The organism is Pseudoalteromonas sp. CR1, from assembly GCF_019392235.1.
In the GTDB taxonomy this organism is placed as follows: Bacteria; Pseudomonadota; Gammaproteobacteria; order Enterobacterales; family Alteromonadaceae; genus Pseudoalteromonas.
Window position 1 is genome coordinate 195,038 of the sequence record NZ_JAHXRM010000006.1, and the last position, 14,688, is coordinate 209,725.

General features: G+C 40.6%; 13 protein-coding genes. 2 read left to right on the forward strand and 11 right to left on the reverse strand.

Annotation, left to right across the window (positions count from 1 at the left end; genetic code table 11):
• Window positions 1-5: 5 nt before the first annotated feature.
• From cgtA to rplU, 3 genes are all read right to left on the reverse strand, one after another.
• A complete protein-coding gene (gene cgtA / locus KZZ04_RS07960; protein ID WP_058404498.1) occupies window positions 6-1,157 on the reverse strand; it encodes an Obg family GTPase CgtA in 1,152 nt (383 codons plus the stop codon).
• 141 nt (window positions 1,158-1,298) lie between these two features.
• Window positions 1,299-1,556 (reverse strand): 50S ribosomal protein L27, encoded by a 258-nt coding sequence (gene rpmA, locus KZZ04_RS07965; RefSeq protein WP_002957747.1) that lies wholly within the window; start codon window positions 1,554-1,556, stop codon window positions 1,299-1,301.
• Window positions 1,557-1,572: 16 nt separating this feature from the next.
• Entirely contained in the window at window positions 1,573-1,884 is a 312-nt protein-coding gene (gene rplU, locus KZZ04_RS07970; RefSeq protein WP_006794538.1) for a 50S ribosomal protein L21, read from the reverse strand.
• Window positions 1,885-2,305: 421 nt separating this feature from the next.
• Between rplU and ispB the strand changes: the two genes are divergently transcribed.
• On the forward strand, window positions 2,306-3,277 hold the full coding sequence (gene ispB / locus KZZ04_RS07975) for an octaprenyl diphosphate synthase (protein WP_058404499.1): 972 nt from the start codon (window positions 2,306-2,308) through the stop codon (window positions 3,275-3,277).
• 81 nt (window positions 3,278-3,358) lie between these two features.
• Here ispB and mdh read toward each other — a convergent pair whose 3' ends face one another.
• Window positions 3,359-4,291, reverse strand: coding sequence for a malate dehydrogenase (gene mdh / locus KZZ04_RS07980; RefSeq protein WP_058404500.1), 933 nt, complete (start codon window positions 4,289-4,291; stop codon window positions 3,359-3,361).
• 224 nt (window positions 4,292-4,515) lie between these two features.
• Between mdh and argR the strand changes: the two genes are divergently transcribed.
• Window positions 4,516-4,983, forward strand: a complete 468-nt coding sequence (gene argR / locus KZZ04_RS07985) for a transcriptional regulator ArgR (RefSeq protein ID WP_006794541.1) — start codon at window positions 4,516-4,518, stop codon at window positions 4,981-4,983.
• Here the strand turns inward: argR and KZZ04_RS07990 are convergent.
• From KZZ04_RS07990 to aceF, 7 genes are all read right to left on the reverse strand, one after another.
• Window positions 4,980-5,879 carry a Dyp-type peroxidase gene (locus KZZ04_RS07990; RefSeq protein ID WP_058404501.1) on the reverse strand — a complete coding sequence of 300 codons (900 nt, stop codon included), beginning with the start codon at window positions 5,877-5,879 and terminating at the stop codon, window positions 4,980-4,982. The two genes, argR and KZZ04_RS07990, sit on opposite strands and share 4 nt — an antisense overlap.
• Before the next feature lie 47 nt (window positions 5,880-5,926).
• Window positions 5,927-6,976 carry an ABC transporter ATP-binding protein gene (locus KZZ04_RS07995; RefSeq protein WP_058404502.1) on the reverse strand — a complete coding sequence of 350 codons (1,050 nt, stop codon included), beginning with the start codon at window positions 6,974-6,976 and terminating at the stop codon, window positions 5,927-5,929.
• On the reverse strand, window positions 6,977-8,608 hold the full coding sequence (locus KZZ04_RS08000) for an iron ABC transporter permease (RefSeq protein WP_058404503.1): 1,632 nt from the start codon (window positions 8,606-8,608) through the stop codon (window positions 6,977-6,979).
• On the reverse strand, window positions 8,608-9,612 hold the full coding sequence (locus KZZ04_RS08005; RefSeq protein ID WP_058404504.1) for a Fe(3+) ABC transporter substrate-binding protein: 1,005 nt from the start codon (window positions 9,610-9,612) through the stop codon (window positions 8,608-8,610). Before KZZ04_RS08005 ends, KZZ04_RS08000 begins: the two co-directional genes overlap by 1 nt.
• Before the next feature lie 802 nt (window positions 9,613-10,414).
• A complete protein-coding gene (locus tag KZZ04_RS08010) occupies window positions 10,415-11,107 on the reverse strand; it encodes a tRNA-uridine aminocarboxypropyltransferase (protein WP_058404505.1) in 693 nt (230 codons plus the stop codon).
• A gap of 250 nt (window positions 11,108-11,357) precedes the next feature.
• Window positions 11,358-12,785, reverse strand: coding sequence for a dihydrolipoyl dehydrogenase (gene lpdA, locus KZZ04_RS08015; RefSeq protein WP_039038017.1), 1,428 nt, complete (start codon window positions 12,783-12,785; stop codon window positions 11,358-11,360).
• A gap of 334 nt (window positions 12,786-13,119) precedes the next feature.
• Window positions 13,120-14,688: pyruvate dehydrogenase complex dihydrolipoyllysine-residue acetyltransferase (gene aceF / locus KZZ04_RS08020; RefSeq protein ID WP_219422339.1), on the reverse strand; the 1,569-nt coding region annotated here is incomplete at its 5' end.

Genomic DNA, 14,688 nt, shown 5'->3' on the forward strand with positions numbered 1-14,688 from the left:
GAAAATTAACGTTCGTAAACTACTTCTACATCGTAATCATCTTCATCCCAGTCATCCCAATCATCATCGTCGCCTTTGGTGGCTTTTTGATGGTAGGTATCCCATTTAAATTCTATTTCTTCATCTTCAACTTGCTCAAACTTCTCTTTAGGCATGCTGTCAAGCAATGTCATAATGTCGTGTATAAGCGGTTGAGTATGCAGCTTGTTAATAGCTGAAATTTTATAGATATTTTCAGACTCACCTAGCTCTTGTGCAATCGCATCGCATAATGCTTGTGCTTCATCTTCAGGCAATAAGTCTATTTTATTAAATACTAACCAACGCGGCTTTTCTGCAAGCTTAGGACTGTATTGATGCAGTTCGTTTATAATTGCAAACGCATTATCGACTGGATTTGATCCATCCACAGGCATTACGTCAATGATGTGCAATAACACACGACAGCGCTCTAAATGCTTTAAGAAACGAATACCTAAACCAGCACCATCAGATGCACCTTCAATTAACCCTGGTATATCAGCTATTACAAATGACTTGTTAGCTTCAGGGCGCACCACACCTAAATTAGGAATAAGTGTTGTAAATGGGTAATCGGCTACTTTTGGCCTTGCTGCTGACACGCTGCGGATAAACGTTGATTTACCTGCATTTGGTAAACCTAATAAGCCCACATCGGCTAATAGTAGTAGCTCTAGTTTTAAGTTACGTACTTCACCGGGGGTACCTAATGTTTTTTGACGAGGCGCTCGGTTAGTACTTGATTTAAAACGTGCATTCCCCAAGCCGTGGAAACCACCTTTTGCAACCAAAATTCGTTGACCATGTTGAGTCAAATCCCCAAGCCCTTCTTGCGTATCAACATCGGTAATACGCGTACCCACTGGCACCATTACAAATAAATCATCTGCTTTTTTTCCTGTACAATTACGGCTACGCCCGTTTGTACCGCGCTCAGCTCTGTGAAAGCGCTCAAACTGATAATCAATAAGGGTATTTAAGTTTTCATCAGCCTGTAGATAAACACTACCACCGTCTCCACCGTCACCGCCGTCAGGCCCACCATCTGGGACATATTTTTCACGTCGGAAAGACACGATACCGCTTCCGCCGTCTCCGGCCTCTGCGCGAATTTCTACTTCATCTACAAACTTCATGATTACTCACTTTAGGGATTGGCTTGCTAATTTATACATTATATACCGAAGCCAAGCCGATTGCAGGCTTGGCTTTGGTATATATTTTTTTCTCAAAACAAAAAACCCCGCAAAGGCGGGGTTTTTTAACTACCTGACTGATTACTCAGTTACGATAGTTACGTATTTACGGTTTAAAGGACCTTTTTGTTCAAACTGAACTTTACCATCTGCTTTTGCGAAGATAGTGTGGTCTTTACCTATACCTACGTTTGTACCAGGGTGGAAACGTGTTCCACGCTGACGAACAATGATGCTACCCGCTAGAACTGATTCGCCACCAAAACGCTTAACACCTAGGCGTTTGCTTTCTGAATCGCGACCGTTACGAGTACTACCAGCTGCTTTTTTATGTGCCATTTCTAAGTACCTCTAATTAAGCGCTAATGCCAGTGATTTTAACTTCTGTGAACCATTGACGGTGGCCCATTTGCTTACGAGAATGCTTACGGCGTCTAAATTTAACAACCTTAATCTTCTCACCGCGACCATGTGAAACAACCTCAGCTGTTATCTTACCACCGTTTACGAACGGTACACCGATCTCGATCTTCTCACCATCAGCAACTAAAAGCACTGAATCAAATTCAACTGCCGCACCAGTTTCAACGTCTAATTTTTCAAGACGAATCGTTTGACCTTCAGTCACACGATGCTGTTTACCACCACTTTGGAAAACCGCGTACATAATTAACTCCGTCTGTGCACCCTCAAATCGGTGCAACTAAAATATTCTTCGATAGGGCGCGAAGTTTACGCTAACGCGAAATAACTAGCAAGCCTATTTTGTAATTAAAATGAATAAAAAGTAGCTGCTTTGAGAGCAATTCAATATTTTCTCTATTTTATATTAATTAAGCCTTTTGCCAAGCGCTTTTTAACTCTTTGTAAAAATAATCCTACTGAGCAAAATGCAACCTGTGCAGTTCATTCTACAAACTCAAAAATCACTTTTACTGCCCAATAATTAAACAGACTTGTTATTAAATTAAGCACTTATTAAGCACTTTAAGTGGGTTTTTTAAATCAATCGTCACAAAATATCGAGCTAGTGCGTTTTTTGTTGTACAATCTGCGCCGTTCACACATAAAAATTGGCTCGGAGATCAATGGATATAAAAGCTATCCAGGCGTTAATAGAAAGCGATATGAATGACGTCAATCAACTTATACATGCGCAAATGCGCTCAGATGTGGCGTTAGTAAACCAACTTGGTTTATACATAGTTAACAGCGGCGGCAAACGCGTTCGCCCTATGTTAGCTATTCTAGCAGCCAAAGCGCTAGGATATACAGGTAAAGACCACATTACGCTTGCGACCATTGTTGAGTTTATTCACACCGCGACCTTATTACACGACGACGTTGTTGACGAGTCAAATTTGCGCCGAGGCACGCCTACAGCTAACGCTGAATTTGGTAATGCTGCAAGCGTATTAGTTGGCGACTTTATCTACACGCGCTCATTTCAGTTGATGGTCGGTTTGGGCAAAATGCAAATTATGCAAATACTTGCTGATGCAACCAATATTATTGCTGAAGGTGAAGTGCTGCAACTTATGAATTGCAACGATCCAGACACAACCGAAGCCAGCTATATGCAAGTTATTTACTCTAAAACAGCTAAGTTGTTTGAAGCTGCAACTGGGCTTGCAGCCATTATTACCGACAATGATGAAGCCACTCTCAATGCGTTAAACTTGTATGGCATGCACCTAGGCACGGCATTTCAACTTGTTGACGATGTGCTGGATTATAATGCCGATGCAGACCAGCTAGGTAAAAATATTGGTGATGATTTAGCCGAGGGAAAACCTACCCTACCGCTCATATATGCGATGCAACATGGTAACAGTGAGCAAAAACAGCTTATCCGAGACGCCATTGAGCACAGTAACGGAATGGACAATTTAGAGGCTATATTAGATGCGTTAAAGCATACCAATGCTTTAGAGTTCACAATGAAAAAAGCCGAATTAGAAGCTGATAAAGCAATTGCTTGCCTAAACTTTTTACCTGAATCTGATTACAAACACGCATTAGTCAGCTTAGCCCGCATAGCAGTGGACCGTGACCATTAATATTTAGTGGCTCGATGTAAATAAATTTAGATCAACAAAAAAGCCTGCAAATGCAGGCTTTTTTAATGCTCAATTTGGCTATTACGCCATGAAATCAACACCTTCTTTGATGTCTTTTTTCAGAGTCTCAAGCATGTCGTTTTTCGCTTTTTCTTCAAAAGCGCTAAGTTCGCCGTAAGAAAGAATTTCTTCAACGCCGTTTTTACCTAAGCGTACTGGGTGTGCAAAATACTCTGCATCACCATCTTCAACAGCAACATATGCGTAGTCTACAACTTCTTCACCTTGTAGGCCTTTAACTAAAGACATACAAAAACGTGCTGCAGCAGCACCCATTGATAATGTAGCTGAACCACCACCGGCTTTAGCATTTACTACTTCAGTACCTGCATTTTGGATACGTGGAGTAAGCGCAGCAACTTCGTCTTCAGTGAAAGTAACACCTTCAACTTGAGAAAGAAGAGGAAGAATAGTTGTGCCAGAGTGACCACCAATTACAGGTACTTTAACTGTAGCAACGTCTACACCTTTAAGTTCAGCAACAAATGCTTCTGAACGAATGACGTCAAGCGTAGTAATACCAAATACACGGCTTGCATCGTATGTGCCTGCTTTTTTAAACACTTCAGCAACAATAGGTACGGTGCCGTTTACTGGGTTAGTAATAATACCCACAAGTGCTTTAGGACAGCTAGCAACAATGCCTTCAGCTAGTGTTTTGATGATACCGGCATTTACATTAAATAAATCTGCACGATCCATACCTGGTTTACGTGGCATACCCGCTGGGATTAAAACAATGTCAGCACCTTCAAGCGCTTTGTTTAAATCGTCTGCGCCAAAACCTGCTACTTTAACATCAGTTGGGATGTGTGATAGGTCAACAGCAACACCTGGTACAACTGGTGCAACATCGTAAAGTGATAATTCAGAACCAGCCGGTAAGCCTGTTTTTAATAGTAAAGACAATGCTTGACCGATACCGCCTGCAGCACCTAATACAGCAACTTTCATTGGAATTCTCCGTCATTTGAGGTAGGAAATACTTGTGGCCCTTAAGATAATGAAATTAGCGCCTAAAAACAAATTTATCGGGCCTATTTTGCGATATTTTCGACCATAGTTGTAAACTTTGGTGGTTTATCGCATCAAACTGTCAAGTTGACTAAACAACTGCTGCATAATTATTCATTTTTGTGTAGTATTTACAGCATAAATAACAATAATGAATAAAGACTATGCAACCTCAAGATAAACAAGAAGCATTGGTAAAAGCGTTTAAGTCTCTTTTAAAAGAAGAAAACTTTGGCTCTCAGGGCGAAATAGTTGATGCTCTCAAAGAGCAAGGCTTTGATAATATAAGCCAGAGTAAAGTGTCACGCATGTTAAGTAAGTTTGGCGCTGTGCGTACCCGTAATGCTAAGCAAGAAATGGTTTACTGCCTCCCCGCTGAAATGGGAGTGCCTACAGCTAAAAGCCCATTACGCCAGTTAGTAATTGATATTATGCATAATGAAATGATGATCATTATTCGCACAAGCCCAGGTGCTGCGCAGCTTATTGCCCGCTTACTTGACTCGTTAGGAAAGGCCGATGGTGTACTCGGTACTATTGCCGGAGACGATACTATATTTATTGCTCCAGCAAAAATTTCTGAAATAGACGTAACACTTGAACGTGTACGTATTTTGTTTGATACGGTTTAAATTTGCTTTAAAAACCCAACTGAGGGGGCAAAAAAAGCTGACCCCATATCGGCTTGAGTAAAATCAAGCCAGTGGTCGTAACACTCCCCCTCACCTAAACGGCTATTCAATACAGCCTCAAATGCAGTCCCAGTGCTTGCGCAGCTTATGCATAACATCCCTTGTTCATAAACATCACCATAAGGCATACTTTGATTCAACAAAAGGGGTTGCCCTTCTTCATCTTTTAATTCACTGCGCGTGGCATGGCTCGTATTTAACGCAGGGGTTATTAACGTGTTATCTAGGCGTGTACGGCCCATTATTTGTTCTTGTTCACTGAGCGATAAATGCTGCCAAACAGTTAAGTCGTGTTTGTAGCGTTGAACATGAATATAACTTCCCTGATCTTCAAAACACCCTGGTTTATTAATTAACGCGGTTGCTCGTTTTTTTCTACCATGTGGCATATCGCCACCATAAATAAAGCCGTTAAAGTCTCGGCCATCTAAAAAGCGAAAGTTACGAATTTGCTCCACCAGCTCTACATCAGGTGCAAAAAGCTTTAAAACTTGCAGTGCAAATAAGTGATTTACATCTTCTCTATCGGAACGCACCTGCACAAACAAGTCACACGGTTGGACACTCATTTGGTGATCTGAATGATTTATATTGGGAAAGCTTTGCAGCTCACTAGGAATATATTCAGGAAGGATATGAGGCCAATATTGGGCACCAATGGCAACAACACATGACAACATTGACTCTGAAAACTGATCGTTAAACTCTTCTTCAATAGCGCTTACTTGCTTTAGTTTAGCGCGCAATGATTCGTCTTGACCATCAAACACATTAAAAAATAAATGCAAACCATGTAGGTTTGCTTCAGCACAAATCCCAGATTGCGCTTGCGCCATTGTTATTCCTCAGTTTTACAGATATAAACACAGTAAATAACATTTGATTACGATTCAAAAAAGTTCACTGTGTGGGGTTTTATTTTTATTATAACCTGCTCATTGATTTCAAATGATTGGCCATATTGCGCTGCAACTTCAAGCGTTTGCTCGGCTATGACAACTTTATAAATATGAGCAGAACCAATAAAGCGACGACTTAATATTGTAGCCCGTTTACTGAGTTTGTCACTTTGACACTCTTTCACCAGTTCAATTTGATGAGGTCGCACATATAACTCACCACTACATGAATTGTGGCTTGCTTGCGTATCAGACTCAACAGTACCAAAAGGTGTTTTATATTCAGTTGCCGTTAATGCTTGTGCGGGTAAGTATATGCCTTGACCAAGAAACTCTGCAACCACCTTTGACCTAGGCGCAGCAAAAAGCTGCTCTGGCGTGCCTTGTTGGGCAACTTTTCCACGATGCATAATGGCAAGCGTGTCTGAAAAAGCAAACGCCTCTTCTTTGGAATGGGTAACAAATACCGCTGAAACTTGTTGCGCCTTAATAATGCGGCGAATATCAGCAATTAACTCAAACCTAACTTGAGTATCTATATTAGAAAAGGGCTCGTCAAGAAGTAGTAAACTTGGTTTATAAGCCAATGCACGGGCAATTGCAACACGTTGCTGCTGCCCACCAGAAAGCTGGTGAGGAAACCTATCGGCACAGCCTGACAAATGCACTAACTGAAGCATTTCATCTACACGTTGTTGTTTTTCGGATTGGCTCATTTTACCCAACCCAAACGCAATGTTATTTGCTACGCTTAAATGAGGAAACAACGCGTAATCTTGAAACATCATACCTATATTTCGGTGCTCTGGTGCAATAAATGTTGATTCATCACTGACAAGTTTACCATCAATAAATACACTTCCTTGCTTAGCCTCAACTAAACCTGCAATGGCTTTTAGTGTGGTGGTTTTGCCGCAGCCACTTGCACCAAGTAAACACACAATCTCGTCTTTACCCACCGTTAAATCTAAGTCTTCGATCACCTTTGTACCGTTATAGTGATAGCTTACACCTTGCAAAATTAAACTACTCATTTAACTGTGTTGCTCCATAGAACGATTAATAAAATACAAAGGGATAAATCCAACAATAACAATAAACAAAGCAGATATAGAAGCCAGCTCTAACTGCTCATCACTTACATACTGGAAAACATGTGTTGCTAGGCTTTCAAAATTAAATGGCCTTAGGAGTAAAGCTGCGGGCAGCTCTTTCATGCATTCAATAAACACTAATAACGCAGCGGTCAGTAAGCCTCGTCTTAATAAAGGTAGATGGACTAAGCGCAAGGTTTGGCCTTGGCTTTTACCCATAGACTGGCTTGCCATATCAAGCGATGGACTAATACGCACAAAACTCGATTCTATTGCACCGTGAGCAATCGCATAAAACCGAACGACATAAGCAATCACTATAGTAAGCACACTGCCTGTTAGCAGTAGACCTATGTCTAAATTGTATGACTCTAATGCTGCATTAATGCCATTTTCTAACACGGTAAGAGGTAATAACACAGCAATGGCAAGCACAGTACCAGGTAGCGCATAACCTGTACTCGCTAGTCGCCCAGGAATAAGTGGGTACGAGTGTGATGCTATGCGTTGATAAAAAACAACAAATACACCCAATGCAATTGTTATTAGACTTACAACACCTGCCACTTTTAGGCTTTGCCATGCATAATTGAAAAACTCAGCATTCCACGCTTTTTCAAAATAGGTAATCGCGTAATTAAGTAGTACCGCAATGGGGATCACAAAAGACACAAGTAAAACCACACTACAAAATGCAGTCGCTAACCAAGCCGACTTACCCTTTAAAATATAAAGTGCCTCGCTATTTACACCCGATTGACGCTCAAACACGGCTTGATTACGACGACTAAAGCGCTCTGCCATAAGCGCTAAAAATAGCAATAACAACATAACACCTGATATTTTTGCAGCGGCAGTCAATGAGTAATACCCAAACCATGTGTCGTAAACCGCCGTTGTTAGCGTGCTAACAGCGAAATAACTAACGGTTGCAAAGTCAGCCATTGTTTCCATACTGATCAGCGCAAGGGCCGCAACAATAGAGCCTCGAGACAATACAAGGCTCACTTTAAAAAAACTTTTGGTAGGAGAAAGTCCCATTAATTGGCTTGCCTGTACCAATTTAAAAGACTGCTCTCTCAAAGCTGTTTTAAAAATTAAAAATAAATAGGGGTAAAGTACCAAAGCAATCATGACTATTGCACCAGGCAAAGTGCGAATATCAAAAAACCAGTAATCACTGGGTGACTGCCAGCCAAACCACTCCCTTAGAGTAATTTGCACGGGCCCAGCATAATCTAGTAAATCGGTATACACGTAGGCAATAATGTAAGTAGGCATGGCAAGAGGCAGCATGAGCGCCCATTCAAAGTGTTTTTTACCTGGGAAGTTACAGTAAGCGGTTAGCCAACCAAGTGGCAAAGCGATAACACTACTGAGTACACACACCCCTAAAATAAGTAGTACAGTATTAGCAATGTAATCCCAAAGCACCGTATCCCAAAGGTGAGTAAAAACCTCGGAGTTGCCTTGTAGCGATTCAAATAAGAGGAAGAACAACGGGGCCGACAAAACCAAGCCTGTCGACCACGCGAATAGCTGCCATTTAGACAGCTTAAATTTATAAGTCATTAAAGATCGAACTTCACCTCATCAATTAACTTAAGCGCTAACGGACGATATTTACTGATCTCATCAAGTGGCAAGCTATCTTCTTTAAAGCTGCCCCAAGATGCAACCAAACTGGATAATTGAACACCAGGCTTAACTGGGTATTCCATATTAAGCGATGCATACATATTTTGCGCTTTATTGTCGGTCATATACTCTATGAGTTTCAAGGCATTTTCAGGGTTTTTAGCATATTTAGTAATAACAGCCCCCGATACATTGATATGTGAACCACGATCAATTTGATTAGGGAAATTAATGTGCACTGCCTCTGCCCATGTTTTTTGTTCTTCGTCTTGCAACATTTTACCTAAATAGTAACTATTGCCTAACGCAAGATTACATAGCCCCTCTTTAACGGCTTTAACTTGAGCACGGTCATTGCCTTGTGGTTTACGTGCTAAATTAGCCTTAACGCCTTCAAGCCATGTTTTAGTTTGCGCTTCACCGTGATGCGCAATCATTGAAGCAACCAACCCTAAGTTATACGGATGTTTACCTGAACGAGTGCAAATTTGCCCTTTATATTTTGGATCAGCCAGTTCTTCGTAAGTTAGTTTTGGTAATGCGCCCAAACGATCTTTTGATGAATATACATTTCGCACGCGTTTTGTTAACGCGACCCATTGTCCATCACCATCACGAAAGGCAGAAGGTACGTTACTATCAACGTGAGTGCTATTAATTGTTTGAGTTAAATTTAAATCTTCCAATTGAATAAGTGCACTAAAATTAGACGTTAAAACTAAATCGGCTTTACTATGTTTACCTTCACGTTTTACACGCTCAATTAATCCTTTTTTAGCAAACACAACATTTGTTTTAATACCGGTTTGCTTTGTAAAATCGTCTAAAATAGGTTGTATTAAAAAAGGTTGGCGAAAAGAGTAAATATTAACAACATCATTTGCAAAGGCTGGCGCCGATGCGATAAACCCTAAAGCGATAGCGAGTGTTTTCTTCATTATTCCACCTAAATAGTAATTATTATCAATAATTCTACCGTGAACAGTTAAAAAGTGCACACCCTAAATAGCCATAAATACTAAAAAAACGTCCAAAACAGAAATACCTTGTAAGAGATATCTCACGGGTGTGCCAGCTTATAAGTAAAACGCCGATTAAAAACCTACCAAAAACAATTTAAACCATTGATAAAGTTAACCTTTATAGCATTTAACAATAATAATACATAAACTGTATCGTGTTTTTGTCCTACTTTAGTTAAGCCATTCACCTATACTTAACCCATCAATTAAGCAATGACGCTTAACGAGTAAAAGGACAAGGATTAATTACTCGATAAACCAGTGACTGGTTATAAATGACAACACGGAGTTAGGACAGGCTCAGGATGAGCATCGCAATGGATTGTTAATAAAAGGACAGCATCAGGAAGATGCATAAAGGAGTGTAACATTGGAACGTTGCTTAACAGGATGTTGAAGGAATAAAAAGGACAGGCCTCATTAACAGGCAACACAATGGATTGATAACAACATGGAAGCACTAGGAAGTGCAAATGAAGGATTTGGTAATAGATTTTACCACAACAGGACGTTTAGGAATAAAGGATACAAGCCCGGATTGGCTTACATTGCATAGAACTAAAAAGTAATATAGCAATAAACATGGAACAGTAAAAATTGGAGTTGATTAAGTTCAATTGCAGGATGCAAAAAATTAGAAGATTCCGCAAGCGCGCCTAGAAATAGAGCGCGCTTTTCTTTGCCTAAAATTTAATACTCATAGCCAATGCAATCGGTATTAAATAGACTCCGGTCTGCCTTTATTTCGTTTTCCCATAAGATACGCATCTCGAAACTTTATAAAGTGATCTTCAAGCTTTTCAGCGGCCTCTATTTCACCAGCGAGTGCTAGCACTAAAATACCTACCTCAGCTGTACCTAACTGATGCGCATGCGGCGCAACACGTAAACGGTAGTCTGATAACTTATCAGCTGTAATAGACAATACGGGCAAGTTATCTAGATATGGGCTTTTGCGAATCATTTTTTTCGCTTCACGCCATGTGCCATCCAAAAAGATAAACAGCGGCCTTTTACCAGGCTCAATATTTACTTGTGTAATTGCCCGCCCCGCTTCTACATCTTCAGCAGGAAAAATAACCATTGGCTGATATTGCTCATCATTAATGAGCGCTATTAGCGCATCATCGGGGTTAGTTCTATCCCATTTAAAAGCATGGTTATCAGGTATAATCTCGGCAATTAAACGCCCAGTATTCGAAGGTTTAAAACTTTCGTTATGGTACATCAATAAACACACTGCAGCATTGCATTGCGCTTTCTCTACACCTTCACAAATACAGTAATGCTTTGCAATTAAGCATTGCTCACAACGTGCTAACTTAGCGCCACGGGCATTAAATTCGCGACGAGATTCACTAATTTGCTGAGCGCGTAATACCAGTACTGAATTATGAGATGAGTGAGTCACAGTGATTAATTACCTATAAATTGTTCGGCGCGTATTGTAGCTAAAAACATGATGAATAGATATCAGCTATCAGCTATCAGCTATCAGCTATCAGCTATCAGCTATCAGCTATCAGCTATCAGCTATCAGCTCAAAATAAAATGGCACTTTATCAAAGCAAGCTTTGCTTATTTTTAAAATTAACAGTTATAAAAACAAAAAACCCAAGCCGTAGCTTGGGTTTTAAAAAAGCGGTGTTAGTTAAAAAAAATTACTTCTTCTTTTTAACTGCTTTTTTATTTGGTAAATCAGTGATTGAACCTTCAAAAATTTCAGCTGCAAGGCCAATTGACTCGTTCAATGTTGGGTGAGCATGAATAGTAAGCGCTAAATCTTCACCATCTGCCCCCATTTCAATACCTAAACCGATTTCGCCAAGCATTTCGCCCGCGTTAATACCAATCATGGCACCACCGATTATACGACCGCTTTCTTTATCAAAAATAAGCTTAGTAGAACCTTCAGTACGAGAAGATGCAATTGCACGGCCTGATGCAGCCCACGGGAATACCGCAGTTTCAATGCTTAAACCTTGCTCTTTAGCTTCTTTCTCAGTAACACCTACCCATGCAATTTCTGGGTCAGTGTAGGCAATTGAAGGAATACATTTAGGGTCAAAGAAATGCTTCTGACCAGAGATAACCTCAGCAGCAACATGACCTTCGTGAACCGCTTTATGCGCAAGCATTGGTTGGCCAACTAAGTCACCAATTGCAAAAATGTTGCTTACATTAGTACGCAACTGTTTATCAACGTTAATAAAGCCACGCTCATCTACATTTACGCCTGCTTTTTCAGCATCAAGTAAGTTACCGTTAGGCGTACGACCTACAGCAACAAGCACTTTATCGTAACGTACTGGCTCAGCTGGCGCGTTTTTGCCTTCAAATGTAACGTATAAACCATCATCTTTCGCTTCAACACCCACAACCTTAGTTGAAAGCATAACGTTAAATTTATCGCTTACGTATTTTTGGTAAATTTTGATGATGTCTTTATCAGCTGCAGGAACTAATTGATCAGCAAATTCTACAACATCAATAGCAGAACCTAACGCGCGGTAAACAGTACCCATTTCAAGACCGATAATACCACCACCTAAAACAAGTAGTTTTTCAGGTATATCTTTAAGCTCTAATGCGCCAGTTGAGTCAATTACACGATCATCTTCTGGGATAAATGGTAAGTTAACTGGTTTTGAACCTGCGGCAATAATCGCATTGTCGAATGTAATAGTTGTTGTGCCGTCAGCACCTTCAACAGCTAACGTGTTGCTACCTGTAAATTTACCATAACCTGGTACAACTTTAACTTTACGCATTTTAGCCATGCCGTCTAAGCCGCCCGTAAGCTGACCAACAACAGACTCTTTCCAAGAGCGGATTTTGTCTAAGTCAATTTGTGGTGCGCCAAAAGTAACACCATGAGATGACATTTCAGCTGCGTCATCAATTACTTTAGCTACGTGTAAAAGTGCTTTTGAAGGAATACAACCAACATTAAGACATACACCACCTAATGTTTCACGAGATTCTACTAGTGTAACTTCTAAGCCCAAGTCAGCAGCACGGAAAGCTGCAGAGTAACCACCCGGGCCACCGCCTAGTACAACAACTTGAGTTTTTAATTCGTTGCTCATGCTATTACCTTAATTGTTTGAACGGGACACTGCCCTAAAATTTAACTGCCATGTTTCTGCATGGGCAGAAAATCAGAGCAATTCACAAATAGTGCAAAGATTGTATCATTGCATATAGTAAAAATCCCAGCTAAAAACAACTGGCTGGGATTTGATTTTGTTTTTCTTACAAACATCAATTGAATTAAATTAGCCAGCAATTATCGCGACAAGAAAATAGTGCTATAACAAGGTAGAAATTACGCTGTATAGTTTTTCCTATATGAGTAACTTCTGACGCCGTTAACGTGCTATTTAATTCGCTAGAATGATCGCCTTTTTAATAAAATTGGTGTTACATCACTAATTGACGTATATCGCTCATGTAGCTTGCAAGTGTTGCTGTACAACGTGCTGCTAGTGCGCCATCAATCACTCGGTGATCGTACGACATAGATAACGGAACCATTAACTTAGGCTCAAACTCTTTACCGTTCCACTTAGGCTTAATCTCAGATTTAGATACACCTAAAATAGCTACCTCTGGTGCGTTAACAATCGGCGTAAATGCCGTACCGCCAATTCCACCAAGGCTTGAAATAGTAAAACAGCCGCCTTGCATGTCTGATGCAGTTAACTTGCCTTCACGCGCTTTTTTAGACACGTCCATTAGCTCGCGAGATAACTCAATAATGCCTTTTTTGTCCACGTCTTTAAACACAGGAACAACTAAGCCATTAGGCGTATCTACTGCCACACCTATATTAATATATTTTTTAAGTATCAAGCTTTCGCCATCTTCAGATAGCGACGAGTTAAACGTTGGGAACTCTGCAAGTACTTTAGCTGCGGCTTTCATCACAAACACAAGTGGTGTAATTTTAACGCCCAGCTTCTTCTTCTCGCTTAACACGTTCTGTTCTTTACGGAACGCTTCAAGACTTGTGATATCCGCTTCGTCAAACTGTGTAACATGTGGGATTTGTACCCAGTTACGGTGTAAGTTTTTACCCGATAACTTTTGGATGCGAGATAATTTTTTCTCTTCAATTTCGCCAAACTTAGCAAAATCTACTTTAGGCCAAGGAATTAAGCCCAGCTCACTACCACCGGCGTTACCTGCTGATGCTGAAACCTGACCAGACTCAACTTGCTTAACTAAGTTTTTAACATAGTTTTGCACGTCTTCTTTAACCACACGGTTTTTACGACCCGTGCCTTTTACATTAGCTAAGTTAATACCAAACTCACGAGCTAAACGACGAACAACTGGCGATGCATGTGCATACGCGCTGTTGTTTTCAAAGCTTTCATTGTTAGCTTTAGCCGCAGGTGCAGCTTGTGCTGGTACCGACTCGGTTTTTGCAGGTGCAGCCGCTGGCTTTTGCTCAGCAGGCGCAGATGCTTTTGCTGGTGCACTGCCGGTCACTTCAAAAACAAAAATAAGTGAGCCTGTTTTAACTTTATCGCCAGTAGCTACTTTAATTTCTTTTACAGTACCTGCAAATGGTGCAGGTACTTCCATAGCCGCTTTGTCGCCTTCAACGTTTAAGATAGATTGCTCTTCTTCAACAGTGTCGCCAACAGCAACCATGATTTCGGTTACTTCAACTTCGTCGTCGCCAATATCTGGTACGTTTACATCTTTTGTACTTGATGCAGAACTTTCAGCTTGCGCTGCTGGTGCAGACTCTTGCTTAGGTTCATCTGATACAGGAGCGCTTGAACCAGCAACTTCAAAAACAAATACTAAAGAACCCGTTTTAACTGTATCGCCAGTAGCTACTTTAATTTCTTTTACAGTACCTGCAAACGGTGCAGGCACTTCCATAGCCGCTTTGTCGCCTTCAACGTTTAAGATAGATTGCTCTTCTTCAACAGTGTCGCCAACAGCAACCATGATTTCGGTTACTTCAACTTCGTC